Annotated in this window: 22 protein-coding genes and 3 pseudogenes; 8 read left to right on the forward strand and 17 right to left on the reverse strand. The window is 38.2% G+C overall.

The annotated features are described in order from the left end of the window. Positions 1-130: 130 nt before the first annotated feature. A complete protein-coding gene (locus PAUR_RS10340; protein ID WP_192507680.1) occupies positions 131-673 on the reverse strand; it encodes a nuclear transport factor 2 family protein in 543 nt (180 codons plus the stop codon). A 141-nt stretch (positions 674-814) separates the two neighbouring features. Here PAUR_RS10340 and PAUR_RS10345 point away from each other — a divergent pair, with 141 nt between their 5' ends. Next, positions 815-1192, forward strand: coding sequence for a winged helix-turn-helix transcriptional regulator (locus PAUR_RS10345; RefSeq protein ID WP_192507681.1), 378 nt, complete (start codon positions 815-817; stop codon positions 1190-1192). 109 nt (positions 1193-1301) lie between these two features. Here the strand turns inward: PAUR_RS10345 and PAUR_RS10350 are convergent, their stop codons facing one another. Further along, on the reverse strand, positions 1302-2525 hold the full coding sequence (locus tag PAUR_RS10350) for an FG-GAP repeat protein (RefSeq protein WP_192507682.1): 1224 nt from the start codon (positions 2523-2525) through the stop codon (positions 1302-1304). A gap of 224 nt (positions 2526-2749) precedes the next feature. Between PAUR_RS10350 and PAUR_RS10355 the strand changes: the two genes are divergently transcribed. Next, positions 2750-3172, forward strand: a complete 423-nt coding sequence (locus PAUR_RS10355; RefSeq protein WP_192507683.1) for a BLUF domain-containing protein — start codon at positions 2750-2752, stop codon at positions 3170-3172. Between the two features lie 281 nt (positions 3173-3453). Here the strand turns inward: PAUR_RS10355 and PAUR_RS10360 are convergent, their stop codons facing one another. Beyond that, positions 3454-4401 carry a bifunctional helix-turn-helix transcriptional regulator/GNAT family N-acetyltransferase gene (locus tag PAUR_RS10360; RefSeq protein WP_192507684.1) on the reverse strand — a complete coding sequence of 316 codons (948 nt, stop codon included), beginning with the start codon at positions 4399-4401 and terminating at the stop codon, positions 3454-3456. 501 nt (positions 4402-4902) lie between these two features. On the opposite strand from PAUR_RS10360, the gene PAUR_RS10365 reads away from it, so the two are divergent. After that, on the forward strand, positions 4903-5799 hold the full coding sequence (locus tag PAUR_RS10365; protein WP_192507685.1) for a hypothetical protein: 897 nt from the start codon (positions 4903-4905) through the stop codon (positions 5797-5799). 113 nt (positions 5800-5912) lie between these two features. Here PAUR_RS10365 and PAUR_RS10370 read toward each other — a convergent pair whose 3' ends face one another. The 5 genes from PAUR_RS10370 to PAUR_RS10390 form a co-directional block, all read right to left on the reverse strand. After that, on the reverse strand, positions 5913-6323 hold the full coding sequence (locus PAUR_RS10370; protein ID WP_192507686.1) for a hypothetical protein: 411 nt from the start codon (positions 6321-6323) through the stop codon (positions 5913-5915). A gap of 427 nt (positions 6324-6750) precedes the next feature. Beyond that, on the reverse strand, positions 6751-7065 hold the full coding sequence (locus PAUR_RS10375; RefSeq protein ID WP_192507687.1) for a putative quinol monooxygenase: 315 nt from the start codon (positions 7063-7065) through the stop codon (positions 6751-6753). Beyond that, positions 7062-7532: a nuclear transport factor 2 family protein gene (locus tag PAUR_RS10380; RefSeq protein ID WP_192507688.1), complete on the reverse strand. Its 471-nt coding sequence runs from the start codon at positions 7530-7532 to the stop codon at positions 7062-7064. The genes PAUR_RS10375 and PAUR_RS10380 overlap by 4 nt, the downstream gene beginning before the upstream one ends. Positions 7533-7632: 100 nt before the next feature. After that, positions 7633-8496 carry a helix-turn-helix domain-containing protein gene (locus tag PAUR_RS10385; RefSeq protein ID WP_192507689.1) on the reverse strand — a complete coding sequence of 288 codons (864 nt, stop codon included), beginning with the start codon at positions 8494-8496 and terminating at the stop codon, positions 7633-7635. 605 nt (positions 8497-9101) lie between these two features. Next, positions 9102-10079, reverse strand: coding sequence for a hypothetical protein (locus PAUR_RS10390; RefSeq protein WP_192507690.1), 978 nt, complete (start codon positions 10077-10079; stop codon positions 9102-9104). 153 nt (positions 10080-10232) lie between these two features. Here PAUR_RS10390 and PAUR_RS10395 point away from each other — a divergent pair, with 153 nt between their 5' ends. Continuing rightward, positions 10233-10700: an Lrp/AsnC family transcriptional regulator gene (locus tag PAUR_RS10395; RefSeq protein ID WP_192507691.1), complete on the forward strand. Its 468-nt coding sequence runs from the start codon at positions 10233-10235 to the stop codon at positions 10698-10700. Positions 10701-11040: 340 nt separating this feature from the next. Here PAUR_RS10395 and PAUR_RS10400 read toward each other — a convergent pair whose 3' ends face one another. Further along, positions 11041-11397, reverse strand: a complete 357-nt coding sequence (locus PAUR_RS10400) for an MmcQ/YjbR family DNA-binding protein (RefSeq protein WP_192507692.1) — start codon at positions 11395-11397, stop codon at positions 11041-11043. Between the two features lie 666 nt (positions 11398-12063). Between PAUR_RS10400 and PAUR_RS10405 the strand changes: the two genes are divergently transcribed. Then, a complete protein-coding gene (locus PAUR_RS10405; RefSeq protein ID WP_192507693.1) occupies positions 12064-13122 on the forward strand; it encodes a hypothetical protein in 1059 nt (352 codons plus the stop codon). Between the two features lie 317 nt (positions 13123-13439). Here PAUR_RS10405 and PAUR_RS10410 read toward each other — a convergent pair whose 3' ends face one another. After that, a complete protein-coding gene (locus PAUR_RS10410; RefSeq protein WP_192507694.1) occupies positions 13440-13835 on the reverse strand; it encodes a hypothetical protein in 396 nt (131 codons plus the stop codon). Positions 13836-14334: 499 nt separating this feature from the next. Between PAUR_RS10410 and PAUR_RS10415 the strand changes: the two are divergent. Then, positions 14335-14706 (forward strand): annotated as a pseudogene (locus PAUR_RS10415) (transposase); the annotation flags it as partial. A gap of 390 nt (positions 14707-15096) precedes the next feature. Here the strand turns inward: PAUR_RS10415 and PAUR_RS10420 are convergent. The 4 genes from PAUR_RS10420 to PAUR_RS10435 form a co-directional block, all read right to left on the reverse strand. Then, complete coding sequence (locus PAUR_RS10420) at positions 15097-15933, reverse strand: alpha/beta hydrolase (protein ID WP_318782606.1); 837 nt, start codon at positions 15931-15933, stop codon at positions 15097-15099. A 327-nt stretch (positions 15934-16260) separates the two neighbouring features. Next, entirely contained in the window at positions 16261-16572 is a 312-nt protein-coding gene (locus PAUR_RS10425; RefSeq protein WP_192507695.1) for a DUF2834 domain-containing protein, read from the reverse strand. Positions 16573-16993: 421 nt separating this feature from the next. Next, on the reverse strand, positions 16994-17599 hold the full coding sequence (locus tag PAUR_RS10430; protein WP_192507696.1) for a DUF998 domain-containing protein: 606 nt from the start codon (positions 17597-17599) through the stop codon (positions 16994-16996). A 407-nt stretch (positions 17600-18006) separates the two neighbouring features. Continuing rightward, positions 18007-18981, reverse strand: coding sequence for a transposase (locus PAUR_RS10435; protein WP_192507697.1), 975 nt, complete (start codon positions 18979-18981; stop codon positions 18007-18009). 86 nt (positions 18982-19067) lie between these two features. Between PAUR_RS10435 and PAUR_RS10440 the strand changes: the two are divergent. Then, a pseudogene (locus PAUR_RS10440) lies at positions 19068-19460 on the forward strand (IS110-like element ISPtu2 family transposase); the annotation flags it as partial. 30 nt (positions 19461-19490) lie between these two features. Here PAUR_RS10440 and PAUR_RS10445 read toward each other — a convergent pair. Continuing rightward, complete coding sequence (locus PAUR_RS10445; protein ID WP_192507698.1) at positions 19491-19796, reverse strand: hypothetical protein; 306 nt, start codon at positions 19794-19796, stop codon at positions 19491-19493. Between the two features lie 112 nt (positions 19797-19908). Then, positions 19909-20211, reverse strand: a complete 303-nt coding sequence (locus PAUR_RS10450) for a hypothetical protein (protein ID WP_192507699.1) — start codon at positions 20209-20211, stop codon at positions 19909-19911. A 1061-nt stretch (positions 20212-21272) separates the two neighbouring features. On the opposite strand from PAUR_RS10450, the pseudogene PAUR_RS23975 reads away from it, so the two are divergent. Further along, positions 21273-21384, forward strand: a pseudogene (locus tag PAUR_RS23975) (IS110 family transposase); the annotation flags it as partial. 34 nt (positions 21385-21418) lie between these two features. Here PAUR_RS23975 and PAUR_RS10455 read toward each other — a convergent pair. Further along, the gene (locus tag PAUR_RS10455; protein ID WP_225738336.1) at positions 21419-21901 is read right to left on the reverse strand and encodes a GNAT family N-acetyltransferase; all 483 of its coding nucleotides are present in this window, start codon (positions 21899-21901) and stop codon (positions 21419-21421) included. Between the last annotated feature and the right edge of the window lie 74 nt (positions 21902-21975).

The raw sequence follows: 21975 nt of genomic DNA on the forward strand, positions 1-21975 counted from the left end.
TATCACTTGCGGTACTTTCTTTTACCACCTTGTATTATAACGTGGATAAGTTGATAGATGTTTTTACGTGATATTTAAAATAAACGAACGCATAACAGTATCAGATCGTTTTATGTTCCGCTTAATTCACTTAGAAAACACCATTAGAATTTGCGATATTACCGCCATTCACTAGTGCATAAATCCTCATTGACAAATCAAGCGCTTGAATAGAATCCCAGTGCTCAACAATTTTTCCTTCTTCAATGCGCCACGTATCGATGATATTCATGCCTTTTAGGTCGTTGCCTCTATCCTCTTTATGTAGGGTAACGTGAGAGTGAAAAATGACATGATCACCATCAACATAAATATGTTTAACGTCATAACCGTACTCAGGATAATCTTCGACAAATTCTTTTAGAAAATCCACTAAACCGGTCACTTTGTCAGGTAAGTTTCTATTATGCTGTACGTAAGCGCTATTGTTGTAATGCTTAATGATGTATTCGAAATTATGGTTATTCATGAGATTTTGCACAAAATCAGTGATCATTTTCGCATTCGACAGCTCTTGTTCTGTCCAGCTCTCTTTCTTAAGTGTTGATAGGTCAATATTTAACCCTTCTTTCACCTGACCGTATGCCAAGCTGCTCGCAAATAGAAGAATAGAAGGAATAAGTACTTTTAACATAGGTCGCTCCAATGGCTGTTTTACTTAATATGGTATATATTAGTAACTATAGTAATTAAGAGTAACTATAGTTACAAGAAGGCACCAAAAACTGGGTTAGGCAGTTTTTGGTAACCAGTCATATTAAAAAGAGACTCTAAAATGGCATCTGATAGACGTATTTTTCACAATAACGAAGCGTGTCCAGTACGCAATGTTGTCGCACAAATTGGCGATAAATGGTCACTGTTAATTTTATTCGCTTTGACAGATGGTGCAGAACGATTTAACGCGCTTAAATCTAGGATTGAAGGGATATCTCAGCGTATGTTGACGCAGACTCTTCGAGACTTAGAGCGAGAAGGTTATGTTGACAGAACTGTTTATCCTGAGGTGCCTGTGCGGGTGGAGTATGCTTTAACCGAAATGGGAAGAGACATTGTAAAGCCTTTATATGAGCTTGTTGTTTGGGCGGATAAACATCAGCCCAAGATTGAGCAAGCAAGAAAAATATATGATAAAAAAGTTAGCTCGACTTAATTTTAACCCACTGAGAAACCATAAAGCACTCTGTATGTCGTGATCAAATTGCGTTGGCCATTACTCAACTAGTGGGGTTGTAGCCACCGACCCCCATCGGGTAGAAGTTTTACTCACCTAAATCAAAAACGTACGCAGCACCAGATGCATCACCATTGTCATCACGATGAGGCACCGCCACTATCGCTGTATTCCTTGTGAGCGCTATATTCCAACCAAAGCGGTCTTCTGAAACACCATCACTGGCCACTATTTTTGATCTATAACGCCATAAACCACGCTCTTTTTTGAATACATACAGCGCCCCGGCATTACTGCCATTCACGTCATGGTGCATAGCACTAATTAAGGCGGTCTCTTTATTTAATGCCACACCCCGAGCAAACCGGTCATCCGCTTTACCATCCGGTGCGACTAACTTTTGTGTTTGAATCCACTTGCCTTTTACTCGTTCAAATATATAGGCCGAGCCCGCATCAGTGCCTATGCCCTCAACGTCGTCTCTTCTAGCTGAGATCAATGCCGTATCGCCAAGCAAGGCCACTCTCACGCCAAAAATATCTACTTTTTCGCCATCTGTTGCCGTTAGCTTGGCTTGGTGATGCCAGTTTTTTCCATCAAATACGTAAGCATATACCGCCCCCGCCTGCTCGGCTTTTTCATCATGTAGATCAGCACCAACCAAAATCGTATCGCCGTCGATCGCGACACTTATTCCGAATAAATCACCATCAGCACCATCTTTTGCTGTGAGTTTAGTATGAAAACGCCATGCACCTTTGTCTCGTATGTAGACATAAACAGCACCTGAGTCATGCTCAGGTGCATCACTGTGTGGTGCGCCTATCACAAGAAAGCGTTCTGTCAGCGCAATACTTTGACCAAAAGCATCTCCTGATTTGCCATCATTCGCTGTTAATATTTGTTTTTGTGACCAAGAGTTAACTTCTTTCTCAAAGACAAACACAGCGCCTGCATCTTCACCTTTATCGTCTCTTTTAATAACACCCAACATGGCTATATCATTTCTCAATGCCACGTTACCGCCAAATGTATCATTGGCATATGCTGGCTTAGCGACTAATTTGGCCTGTTGTTGCCAACCACCAGCGTTCAAGGAATACACATAGGCAGCCCCAGCATCTTGGGTACTTTTAGCATCCGCTTTGTGTGCACCAACGAGGGCGGTTGTGCCATCAATAGCAACACTAAAGCCAAACTGATCGCCTGTTTTACCATCATCAGGTAACAATTTTTGCTGCTTAGCATAACTTTGGCTGGTTGCTATCAATGCAAAACAAAATAATATTTTTAAACTAAAATTAAACGTCATCCATACTTTCTTTGTGTTAAATATCAGTACGCTCAGAATTGACATAAACCTAAGCTCGACCTGTTATAAATTTTATGTATCTCTATGTAATTTTCTACCATAATTTCAAGCGTGTCTATCCCTGATGAAAGTGCACTTACAATACCTATCCTTATTTAATGGTTTGACTTACTACAAATGATCTAAGGCGACTATACTTGAATAAAACCTCGGGAATTGTAGTTATGTTTCTTACTAGACTTTTATACGCAAGCACCGCTTCAGAGCAATTTAAACCACTCGACATTGAGGATATCTTAACTAAAGCTAGAAAAAATAACGGTAAGCTAGATATCACCGGTATGCTTTGTTTTAGTAACAATTATTTCCTCCAATCGATTGAGTCATCCCGCGCTAATGTAAATGAGCTTTATCATAAGATATTAAACGATAAACGGCATTCGAATATTACGTTACTCGATTATAAAGAGATATCTGAACGAGAATTTGGCAATTGGTCTATGTCATATGTGCCTGATACGAGTTTAACAGCATCACTTAACCTTCGATTCTCTGAAAGTAGCATTTTCAACCCCTATAAAATGTCAGGTGAAAGCGCCCATAAAATGATGTTAGAACTCAGAAATGCACTTCACAACGTGACTTAGCACTATGGTTTCAAGCTCTCGAGCGTGATCGCCACAACACTTGAATTATCCACGTTTTATAAAATCATCATTTGTTACAACCAGCATATCATCCGTTGACTCGCCATTTAACATTGAATCCGTGTGTAATAGCCAATATATTCATCTGAATACACCACATCAAACTCTGTCACACTATAGCGATAGTTGAAATGCGCACATTTGAAATAAAGCCGATGTGAATTAAACTCAAAACTATAATCCTTTGGATCAGGTTTCCCCCATATTTCATATTGCCCTTTCTATTTCGCTTTCACATGAGGTAAGTGAAGTTCCATTTGTACATTGCATCTCTCGTACGGTGACACTGCGCCCTCTATGGGTTTAAAACCTAACTTTTCATAAAGCTTAAGTGCCGGCACCAATACCGTATTACTTTCTAAGTAAAGGCGCTTTACCTTCATCAAAATTGCTCTTTCGATGATTTTCTTACCTAAAAGTAAACCAACACCTTTACCTTGAACGTCTGGTGATACAGCCATTTTTGCAAGCTCATAATTATTATTATCGATTTTTATCAGGGCGCAACAACCAACAGCTCTCCCTTTATCCAATGCAATGAGAATAGCGCCAGATTGATTTAATATATAACCCTCAGGGTCATTTAATGCGTTATAGTCTGGTTCTTCTAACGTCCAATATTGGCTGATCCACTCAACATTTAACGCTTTGAAAGCGTTCTGATATTTTGGAGCGTAATCTACAATATGAATATCGGCTTTATCTTCATTCACTCTTGAACTTATTGGACGGAACCTTAAATGCCTATCAATGACCGTTAATGCTTGCCACAGATCAATTCCCGTTTCCTCTGTTAGTTGCTTCATCGCTAGATCAATCGCTTCACATTGGTTTTGCATTGCAGGAAGCATAGCGAGTGCCCTCTCATTCAACATCACCAAGGTAATACGGGAATCCTCATTAGATTTATAACTGTCAATTAAATCAGCAACTTTCATTTCTTTAATAATCTTACTGACCGATACATGAGAATGACTTATTTTCTTCGCTATATTCACGACCGAATCAGCCCCAGTTGATGCAAGCACATAAAAGACTGGAAACCATTTAGGTTCGATCTCAAAGCCAAATTGCTTATAAGTGTTTTCTGCATCTTTGGATACTTGTGTGGCAAGGTGTCTTAAGGTGGTCCCTAAAGCAACATGCCCTAACTCATTATATGGTTTCATGATAAAACTCCGTAACTAGTTACACATATATTAGTTACAAGTGTGAGAGCCTGTCAAATGAATTTTCTATCAAGCTATTTTTATGGCTGAATTTGCAGTGAAAGGTAATAAAGATATTCAGTCGTAGAGTTTGAGCCTTCATCTAAGGCGTATAACTCGCGTAGACATGAGGTACGGCGCATTGAGCTATTTTTATGGCTAGATTTGTGAAAGGTAATAAAGATATTCAGTCGTAGGGTTTGAGCCTTCATTTAAGACGTATAGCCCGTATACGCCACGTACACATATGAACAGCGAAGTGAAACGTGGATCATTAAGCTATTTGTGGGCTAAGCAGAATGAATATCCACGTTATTCATATTTAATTGCTCGTATGATGAAAGTAATGAATCAACCTATTTATTTAAAAACCACCTTTTATTAACTTTAAAAACACATTGATTCACAAAAAAACACCGTATATAATAATGATTCTCATTTACATGAAAGGATAGTTACTAAATGAAAATAATTTCTATACTACTCGTTCTGCTTTTTTCCGTACCGGCTTTAGCCAAAAAACCAATCCGTGTGGTAGACATAGGGGTGATAGGATTGGCCTCTCACGACCTATTTCAGTGGAATGCTGAAACACGTGAAAACGACGAAAATGGCCGCTTTGATTTAAGCACTATTTTTGACTATGCCAATGGCACGCGAATTTACCAAGGAGGGAATCCCAAAAACTCTTCAAATGCTGCTGTCTATTCAATCACGCAAAACCTGATCAGCTTCTATGTTGGTAAAAAGACCACACTACTTATGTCACGAGAAGTGAGCGAAGCACAAGCACATACCATTGCGCGACAGCAAACTCTCGAGTTCTTCATCGGGATGGTTAAAGAATCTTATGAACGCTTTACGAATAAAAGGTTTCCTAACTACGCCCTTGCACTGCCTGTAAATGATGATGAACAAGCCGTGATGCGCGCACTACATGATATTTTACCAGGAGAAATAAACGTCAACCGAAACCTAACACAGAGTAAATTGCAAGTTACCGACTTCAAACTCGCCATAAATCAACTATCACCTACAGAAATGCTGCAAAACGTGAGATTTTTTGATGGTGCTTACGATGAAGAATACTTACATGTTGTAATTCCAGGATTTCCTGATCCACAAATCATCAATTTAAAAGAAATAGACCAAACCTTTATCGCAGAACAAACCAATTATAACTTAGATAATATGCTTCGAGAATTGCATGTTTATGGGAAGTTCCCTTTCTTCGGCAATCTTGTTGAATTCACCAGTTTTGGTTATCACCTAGAAAACCTGTTTGCAAAAGGCATATGTAATAAATACGCAGACGGTAGCGTTAACCCTTGGAGTACCCTTTCAATAGCGTGCTATTAGTAACATGCTTGGGACAGGCATAACTCTACCACACCTTATGCCTGTTACATTCCAACTAAATACTGTAAGTTGATTACACAGAAAAGTAGCAAAACTCATTCTGGTTTGAAGTATCAGAAAGTATAATCGCCCAAACCTTTATTTCTATTTTTCCTAGAACTGAACCAGATATTGCCGTATGCAGCACCTAGTGCAACTTCAGTAACAATGGCTAAAAATATCCCTAAGCCAACGAACCCTCGAAAATACTCCAGAGCGCCTATTAATGCTAAAGCTATCATTGAAACCGTCAAGCCTAAGCTAATTGCTAGCCTAGAGTCTGATTCTGGAGCACACCTACCAGCCCAAGCAATAATTGATATTCCTAAAAACAAAATTGCAGCCCTTCTGCTGATAAAAAATGCAGAATCATGCCCTTCAATTTGAAATAAATTGAATATTACTTCAGGAGTAAACAAAAGAGTTATACATAGACCAAAAGTTATCAATGCCGTCATAACACTCAAATTTTTAAAACTAACCATACTCCTCCCTAACGAGCTCATTAAGTTTTATAAAAAGAAAAACTAATTTCTTCGCTTATTGTCAAAAACGATAAAAATGTACATAAACCATTGAGTAGGTTGTAAATGGACCAAATATAAACTCTACCGCTTCAATACCCAAATAATACGTAGTGTATTTATTAGCGACAATAAGTAACGTCAACTGCACATAGTCATTGTTAGCGTCACTTAAATTTTATGAAACCTGCTTTTGAAAACAAGTTTCATAGAACCACAATTCAACAGCACTAAACCTTTATTGATTTGCGTGCCCCTTCTCAGTAAGATTCAAGAGCCTAATAAAGTTATAAACATGCTTTATCTACCTTTATTTAATCACTTTAACGTATGATAAAGCTGCGCAGTTAACCCGCCACACTCAAAAAGCATTCACATAGGATATTTCTCAGACATACATTAGCACCAAGTTATCAGATATCTCTTTCGTTAACTGACGGATCACTGGTGGGTCTATCATTAATGCTTCTAAAGTAGTCATAACACCTGTATCTATCCTCCAATCTAAATACCGCTGGTAGACTTTTAAAGATTGCCATTTAGAAATAAAAATAATGAGTTCCGTATCCACTTCGCTATAAATGGATATATCTATAAAACCACTAAATTTATGGGTGTCAGGAAGGTACTCTGTCAATAATTGTAAGAATTTTTCCTTGTTTCTTTGTTTAACCTTTGCCTCCAAAATAACTGTAATACTCATGGCTTTACTCCAACTGCACGCTTGAAACTATCCATATCATAATAATCTTTTTGAGCAATTATTTTTCCGTCATCATTAATCGATGTCGTGCTTATACCTTTTAATGAAAAAACCTTTCTGGTAATTTTTGACTCTCCCCAATTACCATTAAAAGTGCCACCGTAAGTCCATTCGTAAATAATAGTATTGCCACTTATGTAAACGTCACCGCTTCTGTACCAATACATATCTTTAACGTAACCCATAAAATAATTAATAATTGCCGGCGCAACTTTTTCTTTACCTACTTTAGTTGTATTCGTTGCCAAATCATACCAAACAACATCTGGTGCGAAGTAACTTTTAATAGCAGCTTTGTTATGAGTATTCCAAGAATTAAAATAGCTATCTAACACTTCTTCAACATTGCTCGCCGTCGCCGAAAAGCTGAACAAAAACAATAAGCACATAAATACATAATTTTTCATCACTACCCCCTATATTAAGAACTCAAAAACGAGTGAGGCAATCATAATAAGAGGGTAAAAACAGTGCTAACTCAAAAACGTCAAAAATAGTCTCTTTTTGTCAGATATTGATATTTTTCATTTCCCTTGGGGTTTTACCATGAATAGATTTATATAATTTGATGAAATGAGAGATATTACTATAACCAACATCTACAGCACATTGGGTAACGCTAGAGCCATTAGCCAATAATTGAGCTGCTTTTATCATTTTCTTTTCAATTAACCACTGTTTTGGGGGTTTTCCATACTTTTTTTTAAAATCACGATTAAAACTAGATAGGCTTCGACCGCTTAAGCTGGCAAAATCGGCAACAGAAAGGTTTTTGTCGTAATTCTCAAGCATAAGGTTTGTTATATTACGATTTTTTTTGTGCTGCTCGGAGGATGCCAATGTTGCCAAAATATCAGCTCGATTATTAGCATAGATCAAGTGTAGGAATTCCGTGATTTTTATCTTTAAGAGATCTCTACTATTTTCAAAATCTGCATAAACACCGTAGAGCGCAGTAAAGTACTTTTCTATATGAATACTAGAGTTGATTTTACAAACAACCGATTCTGAAAATGCCGGCTTCTCAAGTGCTATTTTTGGTGCCAAAAAAGAGTTAATGATGTCATGCTCAATGAAAATTAAGTACATCTCAACTAAGTTATCAACGGTGACAAAGTCAGAAATCAAATATGTATCTCTGGGCATGAACAAAATCTCACCAGCGCATGTCGTTATCAATTCACCTGATGATGTTTGTACTTCCACATAGCCTTTTAATACAAAGATAAAGCAGTGCGAGATACAAACCTTTTCCTGATTTAATAAGTTATGAGCTAACCTTTTAAACAAAATACACGATTGATAATCATAAAAAAACGTCTTTATATTCGGGTGTGAATATAGCGCTCTAGGTAATGTTAAAAATTTCATATGATTTAACTGTTCCTTATATTAATAGAAACTGTATCGTAGATAAATAAAAGGCGCTTCCAAAATTTAATTTTTGGAGAAACTAAAATGAACAATGCTAATATTCCTCCGTACCTAAAAGTCTCACTCAAACTTCCAATACATACAATGCGTTTCACACGGTATTAGCCTCCGATTTCGTGGGTTAGCCTAAAAATAAACCTTAGCTACAATTAGTTTGTCAATTAACCAAATAGTAGAAACCAATATAAATATATAATACTTTTAATTAGTTAGATAGCAATACGTAGTAATAGGATTTTAGTTGGCCACAGATGCAACTAACGTTGCGTTGAACCCCGAATGTAGACGGAAAAGTGGTGCAACAACAACCTCCTTTAGCTTTAACAATAAGTAACCGCCTAATTATTTAGAGCAATTTGAAACTGCGAAGTTGTGGACTTTTCAGCTTTTAATAGCCTGCTATTAGTAACATGTCTTGGGACAGGCATAACTCTACCACACCTTATGCCTGTCTCTACGTACTCTAGTGCACCGAATACGCTCGTATTGAGGCGCTTTTTAGTAACGGGTTAACACAAAAGCACTACTTACTATTGGACCAGCTAGATCTGCCGCGGTGAATGGGATACATCCCGATAAAAATAACGCTCACAAATGCTTGGATTAATCCGCTTAATAACGTGTGATATCGACGCAACAACTAGCACAGAGAATACCAACCTTCCCCAAAATATCGTATTAAAGTCAGCGCCTATTAGCATGATCAACAGCGTATCTTCAATTAAACTATGGAGCAAATTGAGCAACATGATCGCAGTGAATACATCTCTCGCTGAGATATGTCCCTTCTTCGCTTCATTGATCAATAAGCCGCCACCAAACGACAAACCAAGCGTGATCCCGATAATGGTTAAGTTGGTTGCGTCCTTGCTGATCCCAAGCAGCCTTAAGAACGGCCTTAACAAGATTGCCATGAGTTTTTCAACGCCTAGTACCTTTAAAATTTTGAGTAGCAGTAATAATACTGAGATCACCATAAAGATAACGGCAAAGTTCTTGAGCTGTTCAATAGCCCAAGCAAAATAGCTAATGTCTCCCGATACTTCAGGTTGCCATAGCACGGTCGCAGAGTAGTTAAGCAAGTCCCCGTATTCATAACTGAGGTTGAGCAGCCATGCCAAGACCAAGCTTCCACCGACTCTCACTGACAAGGTAGCGAGCCAACTCACACCAGCCTTTTTAGCTATCGCCCCCTCGATCGGCAACGAATGCGCTAGCAGCATCATGCTACCTAAAACGGAGGCCTGAGCAACCGTTAAAGGAACATCGGAATTAATCAGCACGATCAGCCCTGCATAGATATTAATGAGTAAGGTTGTAGCCCATACCAACCCCACTTCTTTAGGTAGTCCGACGCTTTCCATTATGGGGCTTAACCATTCGCTAAGGATCACGATCCCTCCAAGCTCTTCAACAACCTTTATGGCAATGATGATTGGGATCATAATTCGAAAAAGCGTCGAAGTGACATTGAAGATCTCTTTAAAGAGCTCTTGAAAAAATTGATAAATGGATTTCATTATTACAGCCATGGTTCACTTGTATTGTATGAACACATCTTATCGTGATTAGTGCAATCAAAATTTCTAATTTATCTTTGAAAGTTATCTTTAATTTTTTAATTGTCGTAATATTAAAAATTATTGGTCGCTAAATGATACTTTTGAGAAATTATGGAAATAGATCGTATAGATAGACGTATTCTTGTAGAGTTGCAAAAAAATAATCGAATTCCTAATCAGAGATTGGCTGAGCTTATTGGTTTATCCCCGCCAGCCTGTCTAAAGCGAGTGAAGCGCTTGAGAAGCGAGGGCGTGATTGTTGGTGATGTCTCTATCATCAATCCTGATCTCACGGGCAATAAAATGACTATGGTTGTATCTGTGGAAATGGAGCGCGACCGAGGGGACATCTATCAGATATTTCGTCGCTCTATTTTAAATGCGGCAGAAGTAACTCAGTGCTACCAAATTTCAGGAAGCTATGACTTCATGTTGATAGTGACAGTGAAAGACATTCAAGCCTATGAAAATTTCGTTGAGAGAGTACTGCGAAAAGATTTAAACATTCGTAAGTTTCACAGCTCTGTCTCAATGAGAACCGTGAAATATAGTACAGTGGTTAACTTAGACGAGTCATAACCGCGAATTTAAAAACAGACGTACAGCTTTGAACCTTACAAAGAACCTAGTCGCAAGTTGCTGGCTGAGCACTTAAGTTGCTTAGCCGCTGGCGTAGTCGTTGATGAGTTCCATAATTTAATCCTTTTCTAATCAAGGGAGCGTTGATTGAAAAGCAGGTAAAAACGGCGCTACCTTATGTCTGCTCGATCTTACTTTATAACTATATTGGTTTTCACTAAGCAATGCTGAATAGCCACATATCAGACAAACTAAAGATTTTTTAATTAATAAAAAATTGACTATCACCGCAGTCAAATAAAACTGTATTTCCTATTGGCTGTGATCCGACGCATACTTGTTATAGGTTTAACTCGCGTTGTGATTTTTTGCTTAATGTTGAGCAAGCCTTACGATAAGACCAACTGATCAGCTCTAATAAATAGTCTGGATCAAATTCACTCACGTTAACAATTGTGATCCAGTGAAAGCGATGCATGTACCGAGCTGGTTTTACACCAGGTTGATCAGTTAGCTCCAAAAACCTTTCAGGAGATACACGGACGCTAAAACGCCAGCGTTCTGGTTCACTTGTTTTAAAGTAAGCAAAGTTTCGCGCCCGTACTTTATATGTCAGTATATTCGAAGGCTCCCCTCTTTCGGCTACTGTAACGTCAGTAAAGCTCAGGCAAAGGTCCTTTACATCAGATACGTGCATGGTTTCTCCTAAACATTTAACGACCCTGTAGATTAAGCGTTGTAACATTATTTTTTATTAATGCCTCAACCTTAGCCGAGTTCCTATTTTGACTCAATCGTTGAGTCACTTTCTACTATCCGCTTCATTATTTCATTTGAGGGCTGTTTTGTGCGTTTTTTTAGCTGAATACGTGGTTTTATTGAGGTTAATAGAGCGACTCCTCTTTAATGTAAATCAATGATGTCATAGCCATTGATCTGACCTATAGAACTAAAGTAACCATCTGATTAATATGAAGTTAGATGCTTAACTGCTGTCGACTAACTCATATTTAAAGCGAGTTAAGACTGCTTCGCCATACGACTTTTATTAAGTGTATGGTGTTATAAAGCAAGTCATTTTCACTTTTTCAGAACCAACCATCAACTCTATTACTCCTTTAGTCATAACACGCTTCTCTTATGTGCATCTGTAATAGCATGTAATGGCGAGCTTGAAGGAGATTTGCCACACTCACTTTCAACATACATCGTAAATACAAAAGGAACGGTATAAAACTTACCGTATTTTATGCCTGTCCCGTTTCATTTGTACGTCCATTATTTCCAATCTTAGTGGATGATAAAAGAAAGCAACATGACGATGCAAGATACATAAAACTCACCGTTTAATAAGGAGATAACAATGTCTCACGTTGTATATAAAAAAGCACACTGCCTCGGTGGCCAAACACTTAACCAATACCGCACCGAGCAAATGAGTGAACCGCGCTGGAAATATGCTAAACAAAACCTGGGCATAACCAATTCTGATTTAGATAGTAACTTTGATTTCATCAATAGCGCAGTGTTAAACCGTGATGCTAATAACCAACTACTCCTCACTACCACTGGCTTATTTGGCCCCATAAGAACTGGCACATTAATCCATTTAGACCCTTTATCTGCCAATCAAGTCATCCAAAGTCAGCAAGCCCCTGTAAACCCAGAGGCTGATCTGATAACCAGACTCAACAATCTGCATGATGAGCATACAGGCATACCGCCAAGTAACGACTTAGCGCTGTGTGTAAATGGTTTTTGGACATCCGCGACAAATAGCGCAGGAATAACAGGATTAGACGGTTCCGCCAATGTTTTTGGTAGTACAGGACAACTGATCTGCGATGTTGACGAACTTAATTTCCCTTTACTAACGTATGGTACTACCTGTAAGTCACAACACACCTACTTAGACACTTTAGCCTATTATGGTGGCACCTTATTGGCACCCAAAGAAGAATTTTCGCTCGGCTTTAGCCAAGATTTATGGGGTATTCAATACGATCAAAAACTACCACAGTACATCACTGACTATCAATTTAGTGCAAAAAAAGCGGGGGGATTATTTGTCGAACATCATCCTTTTCCGCACATTTGGTTGCCTGCTCATGGAAAAGACCCCGCATTTGGCAATCACACGGTTTCTCGTATTTTACTCGGACGCAGGCTAGATAAAACGCATGAAGACAGTTACTATCGCCCAGTCACAATACAGCAATACCACTTTACCATGTTTGAAATTCCGCTAGACGGCAGCGCGCTTGCCATTCGGCCGCAATGCATCCATAACGATAGCTTTACCGAAGGCGCACAAACTGTATTTTTAGCAAATACACCTGCCAACACCGTTGCTTTGCGCCACAGTGCACCTATTAATAAAATGTCAGCAGGTGGTACTTCTGTATCTCATTTAGAAGAATAATGAATATTTAATTGCAACGACTTACATATCTGAAAAGCCAATTTCAATAAGTAACGTCGTTGCTTGCCCCTCTATTGCATTTTATGCCTGTTTCATCAAATCATAAGGGTCGTGTCATTAATTTAAAAAATAAGCATAAAACAACTGCATATTAGGCTATCTCATCTTATGTGCTGCCTTTTGAATCTAGGAACTGTCTAGTGAAAGCTGGGAAGTCCATAGTTCAACGCCTCGCTTAACCGGCACAAAATAGCATGCTAAAATTAGCGACGAAGGAGCGCAAGCCTGCTGTTTTGCGTCCTTGGTTAAAGCGTTTGCTAGCTAGCAGCAAACACATATTTGCGGCCCAAATAAATAAAGTGTACTGCAACAGTCATTGGTATGAGCAGCCACATTAATTCGATATCCACACCTAACATAAATGCACACCCAAGGATTGAGCAAAAGCCGCAGATTATAAATAAACGTAATTTAGTAAACGACAAGAAATATCTGCTTGGCTCTAGAATATGCATTAAGACGGAGATAAACGCAAACATGCCAAGAAAGCCTCCAACTTCAATAAGTAGCATAACCATCGCACCATAATAACCATCTAATATACCCACAATTGAGATGGGTATAGTGATTAAGCCTAGTCCTAAAAGTATGACTAAAGGACCAAACCCAATTATGGCTTCAACAATGATCAAGAATTTGTATATTGGTCTCATTTGCTAGCTAACTATTTAGTATTTATACGGCACGTTGTTTGTGCTGCATAATCTCTAGTTGGACTGAGCCGCTACCTGCTCGGTGTGTCAGAGTTGGTGTTATTTATGCTATGGGAATTTGCTTTTACTGGCATAACTTGTCTTATGCCTATTTTATCAGCTTATCTTTCATGCTTAAGCCATCCCTGCATTACTCAGTACGTTTTATCCTGCCATTAGAGCTAATTTTCGCCGATTTATCAATGATATTTTCACCGAGCACGCACTCTTCTAGCCCGAACACTTAAGCAGGTTAACGCGTTGATTTAATTCAGCAAGCTCTGCTGCTAACTCGTTCGTGCTAATTTCATACTCTCTTCACTTGAATTAACCCTTTCGTTAAATCGTAAGATAAAATGGGATAAAATGGGATAAAATGGGACAGGCACACAATTATACGCTCAACATTGCAATGTAACACCACCCTATTATGCAAGAAATTTGTGACTGTCCCACCTTACTCCATCAAGCAACAACTGAAGATGAAGCCCTTTTGGCGTTAGAGCACTTTGGTGATAAATGGGATGAAAAGTACCCTCAAATCAGTCGCTCCTGGACGGCTCATTGGGATAATCTCAATACTCTATTTAGCTACCCTCAAGATATTCGTAAAGCTATCTACACGACAAATGCTATTGAATCTCTGAACAGTGTGATCAGAAAAGCGACCAAGAAACGTAAACTGTTCCCGAAAGATGAATCGGCTAGCAAGGTGGTGTACTTAGCTATAATGGATGCTTCCAAGAGGTGGACAATGCCTATTCATCACTGGAAGCAAGCTCTAAACCGTTTTATGATTATGTTTGAAGACCGACTAACTCAATACTTGTAACCAAGAGCAGTTACACAGAATTATTGACAGGGTCGCTAATTGGATAAAATGGGACAGGTGGATAAAATGGGACAGGCACACAGTTATACGCTCAACATTGCAATATAACGCCACCCTATTATGCAAGAAATTTGTGACTGTCCCACCTTACTTTCATTTAGGCATAGTGCCTCTGCGAATCCATAAGGAAGTGGACAAAAGTAGGCAACGATGAGATCGCAATAAGAGAGCCTCACGATGTGTTTGCCGTAAGCAACTTGCTTAACAGCCACATCGACAGACGAAATAAACGAATTTTTATATTGATTTTTAGAGTTAGCCGTCACTGTATAAAAACGGCCAAAAAGAACATTAGTACCTATTGACAGAGTTAAGGCTCATATGTGTTCACTACTCTTTGAACAGCCAATACAACCCTTGAATTGCAGTAGTTGGGAACGCAGTTTCATGGTTTGCGCCTTGAATAGTTAATAGCTTTACTTTTGTATTAGGGAATGACTCACCTGATAGCTTTAACTCAAGTTCCTTTGCACCTTTAACCATGTCGTGTTTTGGCGAATCCAGTTGAATAGTCTCATTAGCACCAACAGCAATAAACACCTTATGCTTATTTGAATTAGGATCTGTTTTAATTTTAAGAATATCATTATCTTTAAACCAAACAGATGGGCTGCCTAAAACATAATTATTAAACATATCAGCTTTAGTAAACAATATGTATGCTCCAAGTAGTCCACCAAGTGAATTACCAACAAAAGTCCTAGATTCATTTACTCTGTAGTTTTTTTCAATGAAAGGGAAAACTGACTTTTCAATAAAACTAATATGTTCTTTCGCTTTTCCTGTTTGAAACTTCCAGCTTGAATCTTCAGTATGAGTATAATCACGAATCCGACTAGAGGGGCCTTTAGATCCTTTTGAGTATGAAATCCCGACAATTATTGCTTCTTTCATTTTTCCTGTATTCATTGGAAATCTAGTAGCGCCAGATACAACTTGGAAACTATACCATGCGTCGGTTAAGTAGATAACAGGATATGACTTATCTTCTCGTTTGTTATATGAGCGTGGTAATTTTATAAACAGAGGGTAAACCCTTCCTGAATCAGGGTCTTGAATTTCGATAACATTACTTCGAGGAATTTCAAAGGTATTTCTATCTTGAGCTTTGACTAATTGAATCGAATTAATGAAAATAAATATGAAAATATAAGGTAGAAATTTCACTCAAACTCCGTTTTGCGTATAACTATTAAGTATTTATGGAGCACGTTGTTTGTGCTGCATAAATACTTGTTGAACTGAGGTGCTACCTGCTAGCAGCTATGGAACAGGCACACGCTTAAAAAATAACCTTTGAAGGACTAAGCGTCGCCAAATACTCTCTAAATTATTGCAGTGTCATCTCATTATTTGAGTGCACTTTATTATTTATAGAACTACAAACTTGTATCAATTTATGACCTAAATCGACACCAATTCTTAACTTATTCATATTTGACCTTCGAAAATAATTCCTACCTCAGTGTAGAGGTTGGGAGTCCAATTATCTTGTTAGGTATTTTTTACTCTAGCTTTTGCATATAAATAAGCCGGCAAAGCACAACTTAACCCTATAGTAAGATTAATAATAACATATAGATATGGTTTTGGATTAGAAGACACCTTTGACTCTTGAAACATGAAAAACCAAAATACAAATGAGCTAATTAACAAATCTACACTAAAGCCTGCCGCCGCACCATTTACAAATAAAGACTCGATGAATAAAGGTATATTTACGCCTTCAAGTTGGATAAATTGGAAGAAAAATAGATAAGGAATTATGCCACCTAATATGGCTAGTATAAGATACAAATTTTTCATTGTATGACAAACCCTTTTTGAATGCCTAACGAGCCTGTAGAATTGCACGTTTTAATTTATTTTTTATTGATGTCTCAACCATAGCCGAGTTCCTACTTTGATTCAATCGTTTAGTGGCTTTTTACTTTGGCTTTCATTATGTTATTTGAGGGATATTTTATCGGTTTTAGTGGCTTTATTTTGGTTAAAATGGCCCTACTCTTCTTAATGTATCCTGTTTTGTAGCTTTTCTATATTATGCACCATAGGAGTAAAATAGGACGGGCACATAATTATACACCCACCATCGCAACTCAATTAGGCAAGAGATTTTTGACTGCCCTTTTATGTTGTAACCTCCTGCTATAAATTTTTGACTGTCCCATCTTAATCTTTTTAATACTTACTTGACCCAAGAAGGTTCATATCTGTTAGTTTACATTTACACCAATACTAATGAAAAAACACTTAGCCAAATTAGCTGAAAGCCATATGAAATACGCTGATGGATGCCTGGATTGCTTTGGGATTTTACAGCTTTAGCCATTAAGAAAAGATAATAAACAGCAGCGACAACAGCAAATAATGAAAAAATACGGAAATATAATGGGATCATTTCAGTTGTTGGACTTATAGCAATTAATATTGGTGCTACAACTAATGAAAGCAACATGATAAAACCTGCCCAAGAATGCACCTTACAATTAAAAGTTGGATTCTTAGTAAATGGATCGGCGTCCATTGGGAAGTAACCTGCGACCCATGTACCAACACCATGAACTATGACTAACCAACCCACAACATTCACTAAAGTTGAAACATTTGATAGTTGAGCCAGATACCAACCGAAAAAGCAAAATAGAAAACCAAGAGGGTAATTATTAATTAAAGGAGACAATTTTTCAGTTGGGCTACCAGTCGCACCTAACTCACTACAAAATTGCTTAGAATGACTGTAACCAGTATAAAACCTACTTGCTACATAAACACCAATGAAAATCCAGATTGTTGCAATTAATCCTGAATAGACCGCAATACTCTCAAACACCACCAAACTCCCTTTGTAAACTAACGAGCCTGTAGAACTACTCGTTATAATTTATTTTTTATTGATGCCTCAACCTTTAGTAAAAAGTAAAATAGGACAGGCACATAATTATACGCTCACCATTGCAACACAGCTTCAATATTTTTTCACTGTGAAATACATTAAAAATATTACTTTCTGTCACCTTAGCTACTCTAACGCAGATTTATCGAGTTCAAGGAAAGCAAAACAGCAAGCGGATGTGTTTGCTAGGTCCGTTTTGATGGCTTTTTGTATTCTACAGATGCGGTGTTGTGTTAACCATCCCCATTGTACCGTAAACTCAAAAAGTACGCATCCAAAAGGCGCGTCTAACCCGCCAACCATGGTGCGTTGGTTATCTACAGATTACCTTGATAGCCTAAAAATTAAGCCAATAGCTTTTCACATTGCTTATAATTAGCGCGCCGTTTTATTTCTAGGCTCGCACAATAATTATCTAGCTTTTGAGGTCGCCCTACTGCGCCATGGAATACTTTGGTAAATTGTGTGGTGAGTTTTAACCAGTTTTCAGGGGCGATGTTGAGTCTGTCTAAAATTGGAGAGTTGATAGGGTTGATAGCGCCGCGCTTATCTGCTCGCATACATCGGCCTGTTAACTCCACCAGTTCTAAATAGGACTTTAATTCGAAGGGTAAACCTTTTGGCATGTGCTTTCGGGGGCTACCTGCAAAACGCGCCAATTGTTTAGGTTGCTTGCCTTCTTTGGCATGTTCACAGCGAGTTTTTACACTGGTGTAGTCTGAGGTTTCGGGTGTATCAGCCATTTTGGCTCTAACTGGGTTTAAATCAACATACGCCATACAGGCAGCCAGTGCCGCTTCATCAAGTAAGGCTTGTGATTTAAAACGGCCTTCCCAAAATCGACCCGTACAGTTATCTTCTTTATTCGCTTTTCGGGCAATGCTTTCATTCAGTACCCGCATAAACCAACTGATACTCGCTAAGCGTTCTCTAAATTGTTCAATGTCTTTATTTAAAAAATACTGTTGGGCTGAATCTAGTCGCTCACCTTGAAGGAACTTATGAGACAGTATGGTGCCTTTAAACAGCTTATGCCACCTGATCACAATCGTTTTATCACTCAGTCTTTTAGCTTTTATATCATCTACATACAGCACAGTATGCGTATGGTTGCTCATCACCGCATACGCACACACATCAATACAAAACACTTTGGCAAGTTCAAGTAGTTTATCTTCTATCCAGCCTCTTCTGTGCTCATACGATTGACCTGTTACCTTATCTTCACCACACAAATAAGCACGACGAACACACCGTGAAATACAATGGTAGTATTTGGTATCAGTTAAACTCACTTGTTTTTTTCGTGCTGTGGCCATCGAGGAATTGCCTACCTTTCATACTAAATTTAAAAGATAGGTGATGAATGAAAAATCGTCAATTTTGGATGGGTGTCAGTTTAAATTATTCAGCCAAAAACACGATCCTGCAAAGTATGAAAGGCATTGGCAAAATTGCTGCTGCATCCATCATTAGTAACTTACCTGAACTTGGCTATATGTCGAACAAAGAAGCTGGTTCTTTATTAGGTGTTGCACCAATGAATCGCGAAAGTGGACGGTATAAAGGGCTCCGTAAAATCCAAGGTGGTCGACACCAAGTGCGCACCGTTTTATACATGGCAATGATGTCAGCTATCCAATCTAACCCGGTTTTTAAATCAACCTATCAGCGATTAGTTGCTGCTGGGAAACCAAAAAAAGTAGCGCTTATTGCGTGTGTCAGGAAGATGATTGTGATCCTAAATTCGATGCTAAGAGACGGGGTTATGTGGGAAGCGCCAAAAGTTTTAAATTAGCTATTGACGCCATAGTCTCTTGTTAAGGCTTTACCTAAGCCACTTAATCACTGTAAATATACCGATAATTGGTAAAATTAATAGCCAGCCTACGCATAAAACCTTGAATAAGAGCTCCTGCCAAGCAGGAATATTAGAAGCTTCTGTACAGTCCCATTCTTCTTTAGTGCAAACCACTGAAATAAAGTCAGACTTAAATTCTGGAGATACAGAATCTTCTTGAATTGCTTTATCAATTGCATCTTTAAGCTGAAGCAAGCCTTCACGATTACCTACGATACAATCCTCGTAAGTCTCGCTAGCCGTTTTAACCCAAGGGACTTGCTCAGTGCTCATAATTCCAGACTAGCCTTAACGCCGCAAATAAACGGCTAAAAATAGTTGGCTATAATTTGTGAGGCACGAACAAAGCCAACTGTTTTTTTGTCCGAACTTTTGATTTGCTTTGTTAGTTGCTAATTTGCACCCAAACAGGAGTTCGTAAATTTTTTGAATTACTTACAACTGTTTTTTGAAAGGAGCTTAATTCTTGCCCCTCAACGTTAACAGTTAAATTTAAAGCTACGAACCCTTCCGGCATGTATTCTGCGACAACAAATTTGGTTCCCGCTGGGAATTTAATGCCAGATTGAGTAATAAGATTCTTCTTTGACTCCCACACTTCAGCGGAACCATTTTGAAAATGTACATAGGAAAAAACAGATATTGCCCCTGCTACAATTCCTACAATAAGAGTTAAAAATGACTTCATACTTTCCTTGGCAACTAACGCCTCGATAAGAAGCGAGTTTAGGCTTGCTATAATAAGTGAGGAACGAACTCGAGCAAGCCGTAGCGAGTCTTTCCTTCATCGACTTGTTAGGGTTACACTCAGCTAATTGCTTACAAAGAATATTGATAACACAAAAAAAGTGAAAAGAAAGATTCGTAACCGACGGCACCATTTAAATTTTGACCACTCATTTTCAAGAATATGTTTGGTGTAACTGTTTCCTTTAGAAAAGGCCTCGTGCGCTTCAGTTAAACGAAAATTTGTTATTCCTATTTCCTTCTTATCCTTAGCCAATCTTGCAGCGAAGCCCATGTAAAAATAAGATTCAATAAACCCAACAACTAAAAGACAAATGATGGTCCCTATCTGGAACAGCATATTTGAGTAACCCTAACAGTGTATTAGCGTGAATTCCGATAAACACTCTGCCCTTATTTCATGCAGAGACAATCAGAACTGCCAATTAATTTAATATATATTAGTAACTTAACACTTTCCCTCACACACAACAATCACCTTTTTACACCTTCTGAAACCGAGAGTTTACTTAACCGAGAACCATTTGGGTCGTTATGTAATTTTACTAAAGTAAAAACTATATATAATTCAGTCGATTAAGTTTATATGTCAATTTAAACGTGCATTTTTTAAATTACATAACGAGAAGAGAGGTTAGCAATTTTGAGAAATTAAATTATAACTGTATATAAACACAGCTATAGAGCATCTTATGTCTTCATCTCCTTTTCTTGAATCTGTTCGAACCGAACTGCGTACAAGGCGCTATAGTATTAAAACTGAAAAGGTGTACTGATACTGGATCAAATCGTTCATCATTTTTAATGATAAAATACACCCTAAGGATATGACAAACTATAAAATTGAAATCAATGGGATCGCGAATCAATGGGGTCGTAGTCGTTGATTTACATATAAGAAACCAATAGAAACGGAAATAAATAGAGGCGTTGCTTGCCCCTCAATCACATTTTATACCTGTTTCATTTCATTCAATGTCATTCAGGGGGGGAGTCTAAGCCGGACGACATCAAGTACGAACTGTTTTATACATGGCGATAATGTCAACAATACAACCTAACGCCGTTTTTAAATACACAATATGTGAAGTTAATCTCAGTCAGAAAGCCAAAAGTTTAGAAATAAGTATTAACGCCATAGTCTCTGATTACGGCTGTAACTCTAAAACCATGAGCTTTGCATTATGACCATAGCTTGGACAAATGACTGCATCAGGGATATTTATAAACCCAAACTTACTCCAGAAACCACCTGAATTTTGCACCGCGACCAAGAGTATTTTATTAAACCCTTGTGCTTTGGCTATATCAACTAGGTTTGTCACCAACTTCTTTGCTACCCCTTTGCCTCTTGATTCTCTCGCTAAAGCTAGGTCGTGTAAGTACAAATTTAAACTAGCTGTTATAGGGCATTCTTCATGTAATTTAGGAGGTATTTCACTGGGCCACGGGTGTGCTAATAAGTAGGCAGAAATCGTGTCGCCTGCTTGATACACTGCACAAGTTGTGGGTGATAAAAGCCACTTACTTTTGAGAATATTGACATCTTCGGGCTCAATTTCTACATAGGCCTCTGCTTGAATGTTTAAAATATCAACCCAAGCGTTTTCAGTTATTAAATTAATAGACATGATTCTACCTCTGAGACATAACACCGCCATCAGCCGACAACCAGAGCCCTTTCGGGCTAGACCGGCGCTTGCGC

The sequence above is a fragment of the Pseudoalteromonas aurantia 208 genome, assembly GCF_014858725.1.
GTDB classification, from domain to species: Bacteria; Pseudomonadota; Gammaproteobacteria; order Enterobacterales; family Alteromonadaceae; genus Pseudoalteromonas; species Pseudoalteromonas aurantia.

Excerpts from the sequence above, each read along its gene's own strand:
- PAUR_RS10340 (WP_192507680.1), bottom strand. The coding sequence starts at position 673 with ATGTTAAAAGTACTTATTCCTTCTATTCTTCTATTTGCGAGCAGCTTG.
- PAUR_RS10345 (WP_192507681.1), top strand. The coding sequence starts at position 815 with ATGGCATCTGATAGACGTATTTTTCACAATAACGAAGCGTGTCCAGTA.
- PAUR_RS10350 (WP_192507682.1), bottom strand. The coding sequence starts at position 2,525 with ATGACGTTTAATTTTAGTTTAAAAATATTATTTTGTTTTGCATTGATA.
- PAUR_RS10355 (WP_192507683.1), top strand. The coding sequence starts at position 2,750 with ATGTTTCTTACTAGACTTTTATACGCAAGCACCGCTTCAGAGCAATTT.
- PAUR_RS10360 (WP_192507684.1), bottom strand. The coding sequence starts at position 4,401 with ATGAAACCATATAATGAGTTAGGGCATGTTGCTTTAGGGACCACCTTA.
- PAUR_RS10365 (WP_192507685.1), top strand. The coding sequence starts at position 4,903 with ATGAAAATAATTTCTATACTACTCGTTCTGCTTTTTTCCGTACCGGCT.
- PAUR_RS10370 (WP_192507686.1), bottom strand. The coding sequence starts at position 6,323 with ATGGTTAGTTTTAAAAATTTGAGTGTTATGACGGCATTGATAACTTTT.
- PAUR_RS10375 (WP_192507687.1), bottom strand. The coding sequence starts at position 7,065 with ATGAGTATTACAGTTATTTTGGAGGCAAAGGTTAAACAAAGAAACAAG.
- PAUR_RS10380 (WP_192507688.1), bottom strand. The coding sequence starts at position 7,532 with ATGAAAAATTATGTATTTATGTGCTTATTGTTTTTGTTCAGCTTTTCG.
- PAUR_RS10385 (WP_192507689.1), bottom strand. The coding sequence starts at position 8,496 with ATGAAATTTTTAACATTACCTAGAGCGCTATATTCACACCCGAATATA.
- PAUR_RS10390 (WP_192507690.1), bottom strand. The coding sequence starts at position 10,079 with ATGAAATCCATTTATCAATTTTTTCAAGAGCTCTTTAAAGAGATCTTC.
- PAUR_RS10395 (WP_192507691.1), top strand. The coding sequence starts at position 10,233 with ATGGAAATAGATCGTATAGATAGACGTATTCTTGTAGAGTTGCAAAAA.
- PAUR_RS10400 (WP_192507692.1), bottom strand. The coding sequence starts at position 11,397 with ATGCACGTATCTGATGTAAAGGACCTTTGCCTGAGCTTTACTGACGTT.
- PAUR_RS10405 (WP_192507693.1), top strand. The coding sequence starts at position 12,064 with ATGTCTCACGTTGTATATAAAAAAGCACACTGCCTCGGTGGCCAAACA.
- PAUR_RS10410 (WP_192507694.1), bottom strand. The coding sequence starts at position 13,835 with ATGAGACCAATATACAAATTCTTGATCATTGTTGAAGCCATAATTGGG.
- PAUR_RS10425 (WP_192507695.1), bottom strand. The coding sequence starts at position 16,572 with ATGAAAAATTTGTATCTTATACTAGCCATATTAGGTGGCATAATTCCT.
- PAUR_RS10435 (WP_192507697.1), bottom strand. The coding sequence starts at position 18,981 with ATGGCCACAGCACGAAAAAAACAAGTGAGTTTAACTGATACCAAATAC.
- PAUR_RS10445 (WP_192507698.1), bottom strand. The coding sequence starts at position 19,796 with ATGAGCACTGAGCAAGTCCCTTGGGTTAAAACGGCTAGCGAGACTTAC.
- PAUR_RS10450 (WP_192507699.1), bottom strand. The coding sequence starts at position 20,211 with ATGAAGTCATTTTTAACTCTTATTGTAGGAATTGTAGCAGGGGCAATA.
- PAUR_RS10455 (WP_225738336.1), bottom strand. The coding sequence starts at position 21,901 with ATGTCTATTAATTTAATAACTGAAAACGCTTGGGTTGATATTTTAAAC.